This window comes from Synoicihabitans lomoniglobus (genome assembly GCF_029023725.1).
GTDB classification, from domain to species: Bacteria; Verrucomicrobiota; Verrucomicrobiia; order Opitutales; family Opitutaceae; genus Actomonas; species Actomonas lomonigloba.
This window is the reverse complement of sequence record NZ_CP119075.1, coordinates 4,634,823-4,649,840: the sequence shown is the minus strand read 5'-3', so window position 1 is coordinate 4,649,840 and position 15,018 is coordinate 4,634,823. Positions and strand designations below refer to the sequence as shown.

Annotated in this window: 11 protein-coding genes; 5 read left to right on the top strand and 6 right to left on the bottom strand. The window is 64.2% G+C overall.

Annotated elements, in window-relative coordinates; translation table 11 throughout:
- The first annotated feature begins 87 nt into the window (after window positions 1–87).
- From PXH66_RS17860 to PXH66_RS17850, 3 genes are read left to right on the top strand one after another with little or no spacing between them, the layout of a single operon-like run.
- The gene (locus tag PXH66_RS17860) at window positions 88–1,365 is read left to right on the top strand and encodes an ABC transporter substrate-binding protein (protein WP_330931127.1); all 1,278 of its coding nucleotides are present in this window, start codon (window positions 88–90) and stop codon (window positions 1,363–1,365) included.
- 8 nt (window positions 1,366–1,373) lie between these two features.
- Window positions 1,374–2,288, top strand: coding sequence for a carbohydrate ABC transporter permease (locus PXH66_RS17855; RefSeq protein WP_330931128.1), 915 nt, complete (start codon window positions 1,374–1,376; stop codon window positions 2,286–2,288).
- The gene (locus PXH66_RS17850; RefSeq protein ID WP_330931129.1) at window positions 2,285–3,220 is read left to right on the top strand and encodes a carbohydrate ABC transporter permease; all 936 of its coding nucleotides are present in this window, start codon (window positions 2,285–2,287) and stop codon (window positions 3,218–3,220) included. Before PXH66_RS17855 ends, PXH66_RS17850 begins: the two co-directional genes overlap by 4 nt.
- A 92-nt stretch (window positions 3,221–3,312) precedes the next feature.
- Here the strand turns inward: PXH66_RS17850 and PXH66_RS17845 are convergent, their stop codons facing one another.
- Window positions 3,313–5,478 carry an alpha-amylase family protein gene (locus PXH66_RS17845; protein ID WP_330931130.1) on the bottom strand — a complete coding sequence of 722 codons (2,166 nt, stop codon included), beginning with the start codon at window positions 5,476–5,478 and terminating at the stop codon, window positions 3,313–3,315.
- Window positions 5,479–5,561: 83 nt separating this feature from the next.
- Window positions 5,562–6,425 (bottom strand): helix-turn-helix domain-containing protein, encoded by an 864-nt coding sequence (locus PXH66_RS17840; protein WP_330931131.1) that lies wholly within the window; start codon window positions 6,423–6,425, stop codon window positions 5,562–5,564.
- A 102-nt stretch (window positions 6,426–6,527) separates the two neighbouring features.
- Here PXH66_RS17840 and PXH66_RS17835 point away from each other — a divergent pair, with 102 nt between their 5' ends.
- A complete protein-coding gene (locus tag PXH66_RS17835; protein ID WP_330931132.1) occupies window positions 6,528–7,571 on the top strand; it encodes a helix-turn-helix domain-containing protein in 1,044 nt (347 codons plus the stop codon).
- A gap of 26 nt (window positions 7,572–7,597) precedes the next feature.
- Here PXH66_RS17835 and PXH66_RS17830 read toward each other — a convergent pair whose 3' ends face one another.
- From PXH66_RS17830 to PXH66_RS17820, 3 genes are all read right to left on the bottom strand, one after another.
- On the bottom strand, window positions 7,598–8,731 hold the full coding sequence (locus PXH66_RS17830; RefSeq protein WP_330931133.1) for an ABC transporter ATP-binding protein: 1,134 nt from the start codon (window positions 8,729–8,731) through the stop codon (window positions 7,598–7,600).
- Between the two features lie 28 nt (window positions 8,732–8,759).
- Window positions 8,760–9,737 (bottom strand): acetylxylan esterase, encoded by a 978-nt coding sequence (locus PXH66_RS17825; protein WP_330931134.1) that lies wholly within the window; start codon window positions 9,735–9,737, stop codon window positions 8,760–8,762.
- Between the two features lie 79 nt (window positions 9,738–9,816).
- Window positions 9,817–11,763 carry a right-handed parallel beta-helix repeat-containing protein gene (locus PXH66_RS17820; protein ID WP_330931135.1) on the bottom strand — a complete coding sequence of 649 codons (1,947 nt, stop codon included), beginning with the start codon at window positions 11,761–11,763 and terminating at the stop codon, window positions 9,817–9,819.
- A gap of 254 nt (window positions 11,764–12,017) precedes the next feature.
- Between PXH66_RS17820 and PXH66_RS17815 the strand changes: the two genes are divergently transcribed.
- Window positions 12,018–14,039: a beta-galactosidase gene (locus tag PXH66_RS17815; protein ID WP_330931136.1), complete on the top strand. Its 2,022-nt coding sequence runs from the start codon at window positions 12,018–12,020 to the stop codon at window positions 14,037–14,039.
- 18 nt (window positions 14,040–14,057) lie between these two features.
- Here PXH66_RS17815 and PXH66_RS17810 read toward each other — a convergent pair whose 3' ends face one another.
- Window positions 14,058–15,005 carry a hypothetical protein gene (locus PXH66_RS17810; protein ID WP_330931137.1) on the bottom strand — a complete coding sequence of 316 codons (948 nt, stop codon included), beginning with the start codon at window positions 15,003–15,005 and terminating at the stop codon, window positions 14,058–14,060.
- Window positions 15,006–15,018: the final 13 nt, after the last annotated feature.

Sequence of the window (15,018 nt, the reverse complement as noted above, 5' to 3'; positions counted from 1 at the left end):
GGATGGCGGGGGTGGCCGGATTCAATCGCTTGAGTGACGTTATTCGTTGTCTGAGAAAAGGCCGGAGTCACCCTCCGCGATTGCCCCATGTTACGATTTAACCCCCGTGCCTTCGTCCTCGCCGTTGTTGTGGGAGCGGTGGGTGTGCTGACCAGCTGCGTGCCGCGGGCGACCGATGGCGTGACGCTGCGCGGATCGTTCTGGAGCACCCCGGCGATCGAGCAGGAGATTGCCCGGAAATTTGAGGCGACGCATCCGGGCGTGAAACTCGACCTGATGTTCACGGGCGGCCGTTACGCCGAGAAATTGCAATCGATGCTGGTGGCGGCCAACGAGCCCGATCTCATGATGGTGACGACGGCGTTTTACTACGATTGGGCAGCGCGCGGGGTGCTCGCCGATCTGACGGATCTTGTCGGCGAACTCGATGCGGAGGGCGCGTTTTATCCCGGGCCGCGCGATGCCTTTCGGTATCAGGGAAAGTATTTCGCGGTGCCGGCGCTGTTCGACGGCATGGTGTCGATCGCCAACCTCGATGCGTTGGCGGCGGCGGGTCTCAGTTTGCCGGACGAATCGTTCACGTGGGCGCAACTGGAGGCATGGGGCCCCAAGCTCAGCCGGTTGCGCGGTGATGGCGGAGCGTTGACCGACTACGCCTGCGCGTTGCCTCCGCCGCAGTATTTCATCACGGCCTATGGCGTGCGCTGCTTCGACGATCCGGCGTATCCGCAGCGCGTCACGGTGGAGTCACCGCTGGCGGTCGAAGCGATCGAGTATTGGCGGCGCATGCACGCGCAAGGCTGGGCGGTCGCGCGCGGCACGGTGCTGGATCAAGGCGAGAGCGAGATGTTTCGAGACGGGCGCACCGCGTTTATGTTTTGGGGGCGCGCGGTCACGACCATCTTGCTCCAGGCCCCCGCGCTCAATTGGGACGTGGCGCCCGTGCCGGCGGGGCCGGACGGTCGCGTGGTGCCGTATTTCGCGACGGCGGTCGGGATTTCGCGCCGCTCGAAGCATCCGGAGTTGGCGCGCGAGTATCTGCGGTTCTACGTCTCGGAGACGGCCAACGAATCCTTTGTGAGCGGTCATCGCGGATTGCCGCTGCGCCGCACCGCGGCGGGCGAGCGGTTGTTGGCGAGCATGACGCGGCCGGCGTCGGTTCACCGTTACATGGAAACGCTGGAGCCGGGGGTGGGGCAGTCGCTGGCGCAAGTGCCCGGCACCATGGAACTCGAAGCCATCATCCAGCGCCGTTTCGAACAGGCCCTGGCCGCACCGGATGTCCCGGCGGCGGAAATCGTGGCGGGACTCGCCGCCGACCTGCGGGCTTGGTTGCAGAAAAATCAGGAGCGGGGCCTGTTATGAGTCGGCGCTTGAGTCTTTCCCGGGAACGGCGCAACCGGCGCGTGGCGCTGTGGTTTTTGCTGCCCAATCTCATCGGCTTTTTATTGTTCACGCTGTGGCCGGTGATCGCGGCGCTGGGCCTGAGTTTCATGTCGTGGGATCTGCTTACGCCGCCGCAATGGGTGGGATGGGACAACTTCGTGCAGCTGCTCGGTTTCCATCGCGACACTGGCGGGTGGGTGGCCAACGATCCGTTGTTTTGGCAGTATCTGGGCAACACGTTTTTCATGATGCTGAGCCTGCCGATCAACATGGCGGGCTCGCTCGGACTGGCCATGTTGCTCAACCGCAAACTGCCCGGCATCTACCTTTACCGTCTGGTATTCTTCTTCCCGAGCATCCTCGCGGGGGTGGCGATTTTTTATCTCTGGCGGTGGATTTTTAACGCCGACTACGGGCTGCTCAACAACCTCCTTGGCGCGCTCGGCATCGATGGGCCCGACTGGTTGGGATCGGTCGCCTGGGCCAAGCCGGCGCTCATGCTCATGGGCAGTTGGATGACGGTCGGCGGCACCAGCATGATCCTTTATCTCGCCGCCCTGCAAAACGTGCCGGTGGAGCTGCATGAAGCCGCCCAGGTCGACGGTGCCAATGCGTGGCAACGCTTTCGCGTGGTCACGTGGCCGTCGATCATGCCGGTGACGTTTTTCATCTTCACCATGGGGTTGATCTACGGGCTGCAGGGCGGCTTTGACTCCGCGTTTATCATGACCGGCGGCGGTCCCAACGGATCGACCACCACGATCGGTTTCTACATCTACCAAAAAGCCTATCTGCGTTTTGAGATGGGCTACGCTTCGGCCGTCGCGTGGGTGCTCTTCGTGCTCGTGCTCGGGCTCACCCTGATCAATCGCCGGCGCGGGGGCGCGGCCTACCTGTCATGATTCCGTCGCGTTCCCGTTTTGCCGCGCTGTTGCTCCACGTGCCCCTGCTGATGGTCGGGGCCACGATGTTGGTGCCGTTGGCGTTCATGTTCGTGACCGCGTTGGCGGCGCCGGGCGAGGCCATGCAGGCGTCGGAATCGCTCACCGACATGCTGGTGCCGCAGTCATGGCACTGGGATAATTTTGCCGAGGTGTGGCGCATCATTCCGTTCGGCCGCTACTACCTGAACAGCCTGCTCGTGGCGCTCGCGGTGACGCTCGGGCAGACCGTCACGAGCGCGTGCGCGGCCTATGCGTTTGCGCGTCTGCAGTGGGGTGGGCGGGACACGGTTTTCATGCTCTATCTGGCGACGATGATGGTGCCGGCGGCGGTGACCATGATCCCCAATTTTGTGGCCATGAAAATGCTGCCCGAAATCCTGACGCAGCTCGCGCCGTGGATCGACTGGATGTCGTCGCGCGTGCTCGGCACGACCGTGGATGATCCGGCGGTGGGTCGATTGGTGGGACTCGACTCCTATTTTGCGTTGATCGTGCCGATGATGTTTTCGGCTTACGGCACGTTTTTGCTGCGCCAGTTTTTCCTGTCGATTCCGCGCGAATTGGACGAGGCGGCGGAGATCGATGGCTGCGGACATTGGGCGATCTTTGCGCGCATCATACTGCCCTTGTCGCTGCCCGGGCTCGCAACGTTGGCGATTTTCACCTTTCTCGGGGTGTGGGGCAGTTTCCTGTGGCCGCTGGTGGTGACGAACCAATCGGCGCTCAATACACTGCCGATCGGGTTGCTGTCGTTTCAGGGGCAATATGGCACCGAGTGGTCGCTCATGATGGCGGCCGCGTTGCTGACGCTCGTGCCCATTGTGGTGATATTTCTCGTGGGCCAACGCTTCTTCGTCGCCGGCCTCACGGTCGGCGCGGTGAAGGGCTGAGAGCGTCGCGTGCGGAGGGGAGCGCGAGCGAGCTCGCGGCCTACGGTGGGTCGGATTCAGAAGGTTGGGTAGGCGGCGAGCTTACTCGCGCTTCAGGAGATCACTCGCAAGCCCAACCACGGTTCGGCGGTGGCTACGTATTCCACGCGCAGGACGCCGGCGTTCCATTGCCAGGTTGCAAACTCAGTTTCCTCGTCGTTGCCGACGGCCACGATGCGCTTGGGCCGCGTGGAGCGGGCCAACTCCAGCCGTCCATCATCGAACGGCACCAACACCACTTCGTTCGCGGTAAACACGTCGTCGTTGGTGAGCGACAGCACCGCCCACCGGCCGGTCCACGCGAGATGCGGGAGAGATGCTGTCGGGTTCGCGAGAGGGTCGCGCAATGCCAGTGCGGTGAGCCGTAGCGCGCCGTCCTCGCCGCGTTCATTCCGACCCCAGCTGCGTGCGTCGGGATCGACACCGATTTGTCCGATGTCGGAGTTCAGCCAGAGCGGCTCCCACGCGCGGGCCGGGCGATGCCAGCGCGTGATGGCGCGGCGTCGCGCCATGGTTGCGGCCAGCACCGGATCGCCCGTTTCGGTGAGTCGCGGGAGGTTGGCTCCGGGCGCGCCGAGGATGGCGGAGTCGAGCAATACGTCGGGATCGGCGGCCCAATCGTAACCACTCGATCCCATGATGGCCAATCCCCGTGCTCCGACGAGAGCGGCCCAGACGCTCCATTGCCGATGCGCGGCGGCTTCGGCCGTGCCGGCGTCGCCGAGATCGTCGAGCGAAAGTTGGTCCTGCACGGCGTCCCAACGCGGATGCAAAGCGTAGCCGAGAATCGTGACGGTCGGGTCGATTTCGCGCGCGGCGTCGGCGATGACTTGAGCCAGCGCGAGGCTGAGGCGTTCGCCACGCAGCGCGGGGTTGCGCGGGGCGCAGCCGTCGGGTCCGGGCACGCCATAGCCGAAGTCGAGTTTGAGCAGCGACGGGCGGTAATCGCGCATCACGCGGTGCGTGCGTTCGACCAGAAATTGCCGGGCCGCCGCCGAGCTGGGATCGAGACAACAGGGGGCGTTGAGACCTTCGAGCGGGTCATTGGCCCAATTGGCGCGAATCGGATTGCCGTCACGATTGAGCAGCAAGTCGTCGGCGGTCAGGCCGACCGCTTCCGGATCGGCGATCCACGCGATGGGCATCCAAATCCCGAGTCCCAATCCGCGTTGACGAATGTAAGCGAGGTCCGCGTCGAAGCGGGGCAACTTGGCCGGGTCGGGCGCGCAACTGCCCTTGAACGTTTCCCAGGGGTCGTCGATGCAGAGCACGTTGGCCCCGACCTCGTCGACGGCGCGATCGGCCGTCGAGGGCAGATCGTAGATGCCGGCGCGAAAGTCGCCCCACGTGCCCCAGAACGATTTCTGGTGGGACGCACGCGGACGGTCGTGAACGGAGAAGGCGCGGAACGTATCGCGAATCGCGGTCCACAACGTGTCGGCCCAACGCAGCGTCAGCGGTGCTGTCCACGTGCGTTCGTGTTCCGCCGGCGCGCCCCACAAATCTTCGCGCAATCGCCATTCGAGTGATCCGCTGCACGCGCGCACCTGCAGGGTCAGGGCGCCGTCGGGCGGATCGCCCGCGCCGCACCACAACCAGCCGTGGCGACCGCCGAGGCCCGCGCCGTAAACCGGCCGCGGAAACGCCGCGCCATAGGGCGTGCCCATGGCCGGACCAAAACTGCCGAGCGCGATGTCGGCCTGCCCAAAATCCCAACTGCGGAAAAAGCTCTGCATGGGCGCGGTCTTGGCCCCCGGCAGCCCGAAACCCTCGGCGCGCCAATTGGGCCAGAACGGTCGCGCCAAAGTCGGCGCGGCCAGACGCTGCTCCGGCGTGAGGATATCCGCACCGTAGTGGATCGAAATGATCGCGGGAGCCGACTGATCGGGCGCCCAGTTGAGGGTGAGATTTTCGAAACGGAGCCCGCCGCGATCGGCATCGACGGCGACGGTCAATTGCCCGGTGCCGAGGTCCGCGAGCGCGAGCCCGATCCGACCACCGGTGGCGTGCAGCTCGGTCGTTTCCGCCGCCGCGGTGGCTTTGATCGCACGGCGCGTCCCGTCCTTGGATTGCAGCCAGAATAGGGGCAACAATGTGCCCTCCCACACCACGGCGGACGCGTCTTGGCGGCGCGTGAGCCGCGCGCGATCGGTCGTCAGGTTCCACCCGAACTCGAAGGTGGCGTGACGCAGGGAGAAGTTCAGATCGGAGGTCGGCATGCGGTGGGGTGACGAGGGCAGAGGCGACGCGGTGGCTCAAGGAACCGACGGCTCAATCGATTGAGGGCGTCGGTTGACGAAGCTCAACGTCCGAGAATGCGACGACGGAATTCACGCGGCGACGTGCCGAAGCGGCGTTTGAAGCTGCGGGAAAAATGGAACTCATCGCAGAACTCGAGGTGCGCGGCGATTTCCTTGATCTGCAACCGCCCCTGATGGAGCAATGCGGCGGCGCGGTCGATGCGGGCATCGAGTTGGAACTGGCCCGGCGAGAAACCGACCTTGGCGCGAAACCGTTTGCGAAACGTTTCGTAGGACATGCCGAGTTTGCGGGCGACATCGGCGGGGGTTGGCACCGGACTCTCGTCGAGGTGCCCCAGCATCTCACACGCGCGGTTGACCCAATCATCGGTGGGATTGTCGGGTTCTTCGGGCGTTTCCTGATCGGCGAGGATCTCGGTGAGCACGGATACGAAGCGCGACACGATGACCTGCGGGGGCGTGCGTTGGCGCAGATGGGATGGCGGGATGATGCGAAACAAGCGCCGAAACCACGCGTCGCTGTCGCCGGTGCGATGGATGGGTTGGGCGGGATCGAGCAAGCCGGTCTGGCGCATCAGATCGAAGACCGGCCCTTCAAACTCGAACCACAGTTCATCCCAATGCGCGTCGCCCACCGTGCCGTAGCCGTGGGGCACATGGGCGAAGGAAAACGCGATGTCGCCGCGTTGCAGCGGGGTGAGCCGATCGTCGGCTTCGCGGTAAAATCCGTGGCCGTTGAGGATGAGGTTGAAGGTGTAGCACGACAAGGTGCGCAACGGTTCCGGCGCCATGCCGACCCCGACGCCGCCCTGATTGACGCCGGCCAGGCGGATGGTGCCCAAATGGGAGCGAATCGGCCGCAACAGCAACCGGGTTTTGATGGTGTGATCGATGACGTGGGTCATGAGCGGGGTCTTACCTAAAAACACATGTCTTATCCCACTGAACCTATTCAGTGCAGCAGTAAAAAAGCGTAGAGTGCACTCACCCCATTAACCAGCAGATTCATGTTATCCCTATCCCCAGTGACTCAGCGAGACGTGGCCATGGCGTGCAAGGTGCACCCCAGCACCATCTGCCTTGCGCTCAAAGACGCTCCGTCCATCCCGCTGGCGACGCGGCGTCGCATTCAGGAAACGGCGGCCAGCATGGGCTACCGGCCCAACGCGGCGGCCCGCAATCTGGCATTTTTGCGCACGGAGAAAACGCAGGCGGGCGGCTCGTTGCCGTTGGCGTGGTTGAACCAGGAACCCACCCGGGATTTTTGGCGCCGTGACCCGGAGGGCATCAAGGTCTACGCGGCGGCGCGGCAACGGGCGGCGGCGCTCGGTTACGTGCTGACCGATCTGTGGGCGGCGGAGCCGGGATTGCGACCGGCGCGCTTGGCGGAGATCTTGCGGGCGCGCGGCATTGAGGGCGTGATGTGTCCGGTGGCGGGAGCGATGCGACCGGAGTTGTTCGAGACCTTGCGCGGGCGATTTTGCACCATGGCGCTCGGGGATTATCGCGCCGGCGAGTGGCTCGACGTCGTTTGCGGCGATTATTATCACAATCTCGAAATCGCGCTGTCGTGGCTCGATCAAGCGGGAGCAGCCAACATCGGATTGGTGCTGGATCCCGCCTTTGACGCCGCCTCGGGCGGGCTGGTTCGCAGTCGGTATTTGAGTTTTCAGCACGACGGCGAATGTCTGCGCGACGTGCCGCAGTGCGTGTTGGGTTGTCGCGAGGACGCCCACGGCGATCTGCTCGCCTGGTGGCATCGGCACCGCCCCGAGGCAGTCGTTTGCGGTGGTCGGGGCGCGGCCGCGATTGCGCAGGACGTGTTGGCCAAGGACGTTACGGTGGTGTGCTTGGAAACGTCTGACTCCGGTTGTCAACAGATCGACGATCGCAGCGAGATCGTGGCGATGTATGCGGTCGAACGGCTCGCCGCCAAAGTGCAGGGGCGGGACCAACGGTTTGGTGAGGACACGCAGCGCAGCCTGGTCAAAGGTCATGTGCTGACACCGTCCGCTCCGGCGATGACCCCGCGCCAGGCGGTGGCGGTTTAGGTCCGGTTAGGTCCGGTCAAGCCGACTCACGGCGTCGCGCGGATTGCCTGCTCGGTGGCCGCGTCGAAGGCGTGCAGTTTCGCGAGATCGACAAACAGGGGTTGGCTGGTTCCAGCATTGAAACGCGCATCGGCATGAACCCGGGCGATCACCGTGTGAGCGGCGGTGCGCACGTGCAGGTGGGTTTCGGCGCCCATGGGTTCACTGAGTTCAATGGTGCCCTCGATGCGGGCCGTGCCGGAATGCGGCTCGGTGGTGATGGCCTCGGGGCGGATGCCGAGGATGACGTCGGCGTGGGGGGCGAGCGCGGCGAGATCGGCGGCGGGCGTGCCGCTGAGCCCAATTTCCATGCGCGATGAGCCGTCGCTGTTTTCGACAAAGAACGGTCCGCCCGCCCGCGATTCGAGGCGGCCGTGGATCAGGTTCATGGGCGGCGAGCCAATGAACCCCGCCACGTAGGCATTGGCCGGTTGGCGATAGAGGGTGAGCGGGTCGGCCACCTGCATGATCTCGCCGCCGCGCATCACGCAGATGCGATCACCCATGGTCATGGCTTCGACCTGATCGTGGGTGACATAGATCATGGTGGTGCGGAGTTGGTCGTGCAGGCGCGAGATTTCGGTGCGCATGGCGACGCGCATCTTGGCGTCGAGATTGGACAGTGGCTCGTCGAAGAGAAACACCTGGGGCTGGCGCACGATGGCGCGACCGACCGCGACGCGTTGGCGTTGCCCGCCGGAAAGGGCGGCGGGTTTGCGATCGAGCATACTGGTGAGGCCCAAAGTCTCGGCGGCGGCGGCCACCCGTTGGTCAATTTCCGAGCGCGGGGTCTTGGCCAATTTGAGGGCGAAGGCCATGTTCTCGGCCACGGTCATGTGGGGGTAGAGCGCGTAGTTTTGAAACACCATCGCGATGCCTCGGTCCTTGGGCAGCTGGTCGTTCACGATCTCGTCGCCGATCGCAATGGTGCCGGCCGTAATGTCCTCCAGCCCGGCGATCATGCGCAGCGTGGTCGACTTACCGCAGCCGGACGGACCGACGAGCACCATGAACTCCCCGTCGCGGATCTCCAGATCGATGCCCTTGACGGCGGTAAATGCCGGACTCTTGCGGGCGGCGGGGTAGGTCTTGGTGAGACGGGAGAGGGTGACGCGAGCCATGGAGGGAGGGCGAAAAATGAAGTAGGGATTAAAGACCGAGAAGAAAATTGAAGGTGCGGTCCGCGGCGCCGGGCAGCGCTTCGTGGGCGAAATCCGGATACATCACCATTTCCTTGGGGGCGGTGATGCGGTTGAACACGGCGAACTGGGAGCTGGGTGGGCAGACGTTGTCCATGAGGCCGGTGAAAAACAACACCTCAGCCTGGATGCGCGGCGCCAAATGTTGCACGTCGATGTAGCCGAGGCGGGTGAAGATCTCTTCCACGCGTTCGTGACAGGGGTCGTTGATTCGCAGGAAGTAGCGCAGTTCCTCGTAGGCATTTTCCGCCAGATCCATGGCCCAGACCCGACGGAAGTCGCTCAGAAAGGGAAACGCAGGCGCGATGCGTTTAAGCCGTGGTTCGAGGGCGGCGCAGGCCAGGGTGAGTGCGCCGCCCTGGGAACCGCCGAAGGCACCGACGCGAGCGGCGTCGATTTCGGGTTGCGCCATCACTACCCGGGCCAGTTGCACGGTATCCAAATAGATGGCACGAAAGAGCAGTTTGGTCGGGTCGGGGTCGGCCAATCCACGCACGAAATGGCCGCGCAAGGTCATGCCTTTGACGCCGCCCACGTCTTCCGACGCGCCGCCCTGGCCCCGGCAGTCGAGCATGGCGATGGCGAGACCCGCCCCGGCAAATCCCAGCAGTGAACTCCAGTCGCCGCAGGCAGCGGAGTAGCCGTGAAACAGCAAGACGGCCGGACCGGGGTTGGCGGTGGTCACATCGGATCGTCGCGGCCGCACGAACTGGGCGTGGATGCGGGCGCCGCCGACCCCGGTGAACCACAGGTCGAAGCATTCGGTTTGAGGTGTCGTGATGGTGGAATTGGGCACGAGCACCGGATCGGGGTCGGTGTGATCGAGCTCCCGCAGCCCCGCCTCCCAGTAGGCGTCGAAGTCGGCCGGCCGCGGCGAAGCGCCTCGGTAGGTGCGAAGTTGATCGAGCGGGAGATCGAAGGCGGGCATGGGGGCGGCGGGAGTAAAACGGCCAGCGGCGATCGGGCCTCAGGAGCCGCGATCGCCGCCGCAGGGAGTCGGGGCAATGTCAGGGCACGATGTAGCCGACAAAGGCGAACTCGTTGCCGCGATCAGTGGGTGTCGATCCCGTGCTGACCAGGAGGTAGCGACTGGGTGGGGTGATCGGGGCGCCGGAAAAATCGGCGTCCTGCACCCACAATTGCTCGCTGGTGCTGGGCATGTCCTGGGCGGTGCCGAAGTTCATGCCGGTGGCGGTGGTGCCGTCGTTGACGTTGTCGTTGTCATTGTCCCACCACATGCCGTCGAAGCCACTGAAGCTGCCGGGGCTGGAGGGGCGGTAGCGGGTCCACATGGCCACGATGCGCACGTTGGCGTAGTCGGCCCCGAAATCCATATACCAGTGGCGGTTGGTATAGGCGGTCTTGGTGCCGGCATGCGGGCTGGCGGCGTCGCCCACCGGGATGAGGTTGGCGGCGTCCCAGGTGGGTTGTTCGTTGAAGGCCGTTGCGGCGGAGCAGAAGCCGCTGCCGGAGGCCGTGCCCCAAGCGTCGGGCGTGATGATGGTCAGGGTGATGTCCGCTTCGCGTTCAAACGCCCCGATGTCGTAGGCCGCGCCCTCGGGCCGGGGCAAGGTGTCGAAGTCGTCGGTGACGCCGGCGGCCGACGTGTCGGTGCCGGTATCAATGGCGGCCGAACCGCTGGCGAGATGATAGTCGTCGGAGCTCGCGTCGACGAATCCGGCGGCGGCAACGGTGGCGGTGTAGAGGTTGGTGGTGGCGGTGAGGGCGGTGCCGGTGTTGTCCACGGCGTAGCCGCCGGTGATGGGATGGGCCACGATGTTGTTGGTAAACGCCACCGGCAGGCTAACGGTATTGGTGATATGAATACCGTCGCGCTCGGGTTCGATCACGGTGTTGTTGGCGATAGTGATGGTCGCGCCCATTGGCGGCGTCGAGCCCTCGGAGATGTAGATGCCGTCCTCGGCCGGATCGGAGCTGAAGTCGCCGCCGATGAGCACGTTGTTGGTCACGGTGGTGTCGCCGTAGGTGGAGACGCTGACGGCGGCCCCGGCATACTCGCTGACGGCCTGCACCCAGTTGTGGTGAATATCCAGGGTGGAACCGCTGACCCCGATGCCGCTGTTTTGCCAATAGTAGGGGATGTTGTTTTCCTCGGCGGTGTAGCTGTTCACGCCGTAACCGAGGATGATGTTGTTGTAGATCAGGCCCCCTTCGCGGCAGGTGGTGAGCTGAATGCCGTCCCAGCCGGCGTTGACGATGAGATTGTCGTTGATGGTGACGTTGCCCATGTCGTGGTGCCCCGAGGACGTCCAACCAATGTAGAGACCCTCGCCGTGAACATCGTGGATGTAGTTGTGGTGGATGTGGATGTCCTCCATGATGTAGCCTTCCTCGGGCAGATCAGCGGCGGCGATTTCGCACTTGGCTTGGATGCCGGCAAAGCCGGTGTTGCCGATTTCGATGCCCGTGACCTCGACATCGAAGGAGCCCACAAAGTCTTCGCCGGTCTGGCCGTTGTGACCGATCTTGATGCCGGTGGCGCCGTTCTTGGTGCTGGCGATTTTAATGCCGTAGTCGTAGTTGCCGGGGTCGGGGGTGCCCTTGAGGATCACGTGCTGGACGCCCAACAATCCGATGCCCTTGGAGGTGGCGTCGGTGGGGCTGGGGGCTTCGAGAATGAATTGTCCACCGGTGTTGGTAATCGTGATGGGGTTGGCCGCGGTGCCTTGGGTGAGATTTTTGATGCGGATGAATTTCCGGGTGTGGGCCTCGATGTAGATGGTGTCGCCGGGGGCGAGATTGTTGGGCACGTCGTTGGGCGGGTAGCCGATGGTGGCGTCGGCGAAGTCCACGATGCCCCCACCGAGGTGGTAGTCATTGAGCATGGCGGCGGTGAGGGTGATGTCGGCGGCAAAGCCGGCGGACGTAAAAAAGCCCGATGCGAAAAGGAGAAGCAGTCGGGTGAAGTGACGTAATGAGCGGGGTGGTTTCATATGATCATTTGGGGGAGGGAAGACCCGGGGCGTCGGCGGTGCAGCCGAGGGACGCCGCCAGGATGTGCTCCCACCACGATCGCGATGCCGATGAGTCGCGATCCGATCGCCACTCAGGCGGTTGAATGAGTCGTGATGACGTGGTTTCCGGAAGGGATGTGCGACCGGACCTGATGGGGGCGGAAATCGGACAGTCGGTGCGGGCGGGAATTGAGTGGCTGCCCGTGAAGGAATGGGGTCGGATTTTACCTCCCATGCCTGCGACCCCTCTTTACCACGGTGTTTGTTATTACCCTGAGCTCTGGCCCGCCGGAGATCTCGAACGCGATATCGCGGAGATGCAGCGGCTCGGGATCAACCTGGTGCGGATGGGGGAGTTTGCGTGGTCGGTGATCGAACCGAATGAGGGCGAGATTTCACTCGAGTATTTCAAGGGCGTGCTGGATCGGTTGCACGCCGCCGGCATCGCCGTGGTGTGGTGCACGCCGACGCCGACGCCGCCGATTTGGCTGACGCACGGGCATCCGGAGCGGTGTTTTACGGACGCGGCCGGCGTGGTGATGAGTCATGGCAGTCGGCAACATGCCTCCTTTGAAAACCCCGACGTGCGGGCGGCCTGCCACCGCATCGTCGAGGCGTGTGGGGCGGAGCTGGGGCGGCATCCGGCGATTGTGGGATGGCAGATCGACAACGAGTTCAAGTGTCACGTGGCGGAGGATTTTAATCCGCACGCGATCGCGGCGTGGCACGGGTGGCTGGCCGAGCGTTACGGCTCGATCGATGAGCTCAACGCGGCGTGGGGCACGGATGTATGGAGCGAGACGTATCAACGTTTCGACCAAGTGCCCGCCCCGGTGTCGACGCCGTTTCTGCACCACGCGTCGTTGAGCACGGCGTGGCGGATGTTTGCGCGGGAACGCGTGGCGGCGTTCATGGATGAGCAGGCGGCGATCCTGCGGCGGCACACCGAGCAACCGATCACGCACAACTTTGGCGTGGGGTTTGCGGTCAATCTGGAGCGCATGAGCACGGGGTTGGATTTTGTGTCGTTCGACGATTACCCGTCGGCGGCGAATTGGAGCGACGGGGTGTTCGATCACGATCTGTTTCGGGCCGCCAAACCAAATCGGGCGCACTGGGTGATGGAAACGAGCGTGGCCCACAATGGCTGGTTCGGGGCCCACGAGACGTCCCACCCCAAGGGATTTTTGGCGGCGGAAGCGGTGGTGTCCTTCGCGCTCGGGGCACGCACGATGTGTTACTGGCTGTGGCGTCAGCAACGCGGGGGTTGTGAGATGCCGCACAGTGCGGTGATGAGTGCGTGGTTTAAGCCGAGCATCGGTCACGCCGAAGTGCAGGCGGTCGAGTCCGCGCGGCGAGCGTTGGAACCGCTGTTGGCGAACAGTTGCCCGGCCCCGGCGGAGGTGGCGCTGACGTGGAGCGACCGCGGCCGCGTGATGCTGGACGTCGAACCGTTGGGGGCCGATCGTGAGCGACATGCGGTGGATTATCTGGCGACGCTCAAAGCGTGGCACCGGCGGCTGTGCGATGCGGGGTTGCCGCGCGACGTGCGTTTCGAGGGGGCTGCGCTCGATGGGTTGAAGGTGCTGTTCACGCCCGCGATGGCGTGCGTGGACGAAGTGTTTCTCGATCGCGTGGAAGCCTGGGTGCGGGCGGGTGGCACCTGGGTGTGCGGTCCGCTGACGGGCACGCGGACGGCGGAGCACAATGTGCCAACCGATGCGGGCTTGGGGGCGCGGTTGGAGCGTCTTGCCGGGGTGGAGATGGTTTACGCGTGGCCCCTGACCGGCAGCGGGACCAAGGGCATTGTTGATTCCGCGCGGGAGATCCCGCTGGCGGGGTGGGGAATGGCTCTGCGACCGTCGTCGGAGGCGACGCGGGTGCGCGGGGTGTTGCGCAGTGATTCCCCCGCCGAGGGGTTGGCGTGGTGGACGGAGCGTGATTGGGGGGCGGGACGCATCGTCATGCTAACCGCCGAGCCGGAGGGCGATGTAGGAGGAAAGTGGTTACACGAGTTCGTGCGGTCCTGTGCCGCGGAAGCGGGGGTGGCGTCATGGGGGCAGCCGAGTCCGGGCACGTTGATCGCACCGCAATGTGATGCGAACGGCGAGTCGTGGTGGATCGCGATCAATTGCGACGGTCAAGGCGGCACGGTGGTGGTGCCGGATGGGCTCACGGATGCCATCACGGGTGAAGCCGTGGCGGCCGGAACTCTGACCGTGGGTCGCTACGCCTGGCGGGCCCTGAAGCGATAACCCCGTGTTGTCGGACGATCAGGGGTTTTCGATGACGATGGCGTCGCCGATCTCGACCTCGCCGCGGTGGTCGTTCACCGGGGCTCGCTTTACTTTGAGTTCGGGTTGGTCGGTGCCAAAATAGTCGGAGCCGGTTTCGCCCAGACGTTCGAGGGCCATGGGAAAATTGATGCCGGCGGCGGCCACACTCAGGCGAGCGACCCATTTGCGTTCCATCGGTTTGCCATCCTTCCCGCTTTTGAGGTCGTAGGCCATGAGGATGACAAAATACCGCTCCTCGTTGAGATAGTGACGGAGAGTGCGGGCATCTTCGCCCGCGACGGCCCGTTTGGCGTCACGACGCAGCGCCTCGGAAAAACCCAGCACGGTCGCAATGGGGCGTTCACTGATGTCGCGTTCCGAACGCGTCGATGCCATGCGCGCCCATTCGTAGTCTGGCGCGGCGGCGCGATCGGCGGCACCTTGCTGAAGCAAACTTTGGGCGTAGTCGGTCGGGATAATATCCGCGCCGTTTTCGTCGACGTAGACCGCCTGGTAGAAATCTTGGTCCACGCGTTGCTGCTCGCGCGCTTGCTCCATCATGTGCATGACGTAGTCGGTGTTGTGTTTGAGCGACGTGGTGAGTCCCCAGTGCACGGCGATGACGATGTCGGCTTCGGCCGTCTCGGACGTGGGCAGATAGTTTTGCTTCGCCAGATGGGGAGCCAAGGCGCGAGCGACCTCGATCATCTCGGTTTCTTCGAGGGATTTGTCACGGATCGCACCCTCAAAAAACTTACCTTTGAGAAACACGTAGCGTTCGACGCGCGGAGCACCACTCTCGGTTTGGCGGGAGGCCTCGTAGTCCGGCGAAGCGGTGGCACGGATCGCGACGTGTTTGTCCGCTCGACCGATATGAGCGATCAAAAGCGCGAACAGCAGGAAGGCGGGAGCTCGCGGGAAAGTGTAACAACGAGGCAGGGGCATGCGGGGTAGTCGA

Bases quoted from the DNA above. Each gene is read 5' to 3' on its own strand.
- PXH66_RS17830 (WP_330931133.1), bottom strand. From the start codon at position 8,731: ATGGCTCGCGTCACCCTCTCCCGTCTCACCAAGACCTACCCCGCCGCC.
- PXH66_RS17810 (WP_330931137.1), bottom strand. From the start codon at position 15,005: ATGCCCCTGCCTCGTTGTTACACTTTCCCGCGAGCTCCCGCCTTCCTG.
- PXH66_RS17860 (WP_330931127.1), top strand. From the start codon at position 88: ATGTTACGATTTAACCCCCGTGCCTTCGTCCTCGCCGTTGTTGTGGGA.
- PXH66_RS17840 (WP_330931131.1), bottom strand. From the start codon at position 6,425: ATGACCCACGTCATCGATCACACCATCAAAACCCGGTTGCTGTTGCGG.
- PXH66_RS17845 (WP_330931130.1), bottom strand. From the start codon at position 5,478: ATGCCGACCTCCGATCTGAACTTCTCCCTGCGTCACGCCACCTTCGAG.
- PXH66_RS17825 (WP_330931134.1), bottom strand. From the start codon at position 9,737: ATGCCCGCCTTCGATCTCCCGCTCGATCAACTTCGCACCTACCGAGGC.
- PXH66_RS17850 (WP_330931129.1), top strand. From the start codon at position 2,285: ATGATTCCGTCGCGTTCCCGTTTTGCCGCGCTGTTGCTCCACGTGCCC.
- PXH66_RS17835 (WP_330931132.1), top strand. From the start codon at position 6,528: ATGTTATCCCTATCCCCAGTGACTCAGCGAGACGTGGCCATGGCGTGC.
- PXH66_RS17815 (WP_330931136.1), top strand. From the start codon at position 12,018: ATGCCTGCGACCCCTCTTTACCACGGTGTTTGTTATTACCCTGAGCTC.
- PXH66_RS17820 (WP_330931135.1), bottom strand. From the start codon at position 11,763: ATGAAACCACCCCGCTCATTACGTCACTTCACCCGACTGCTTCTCCTT.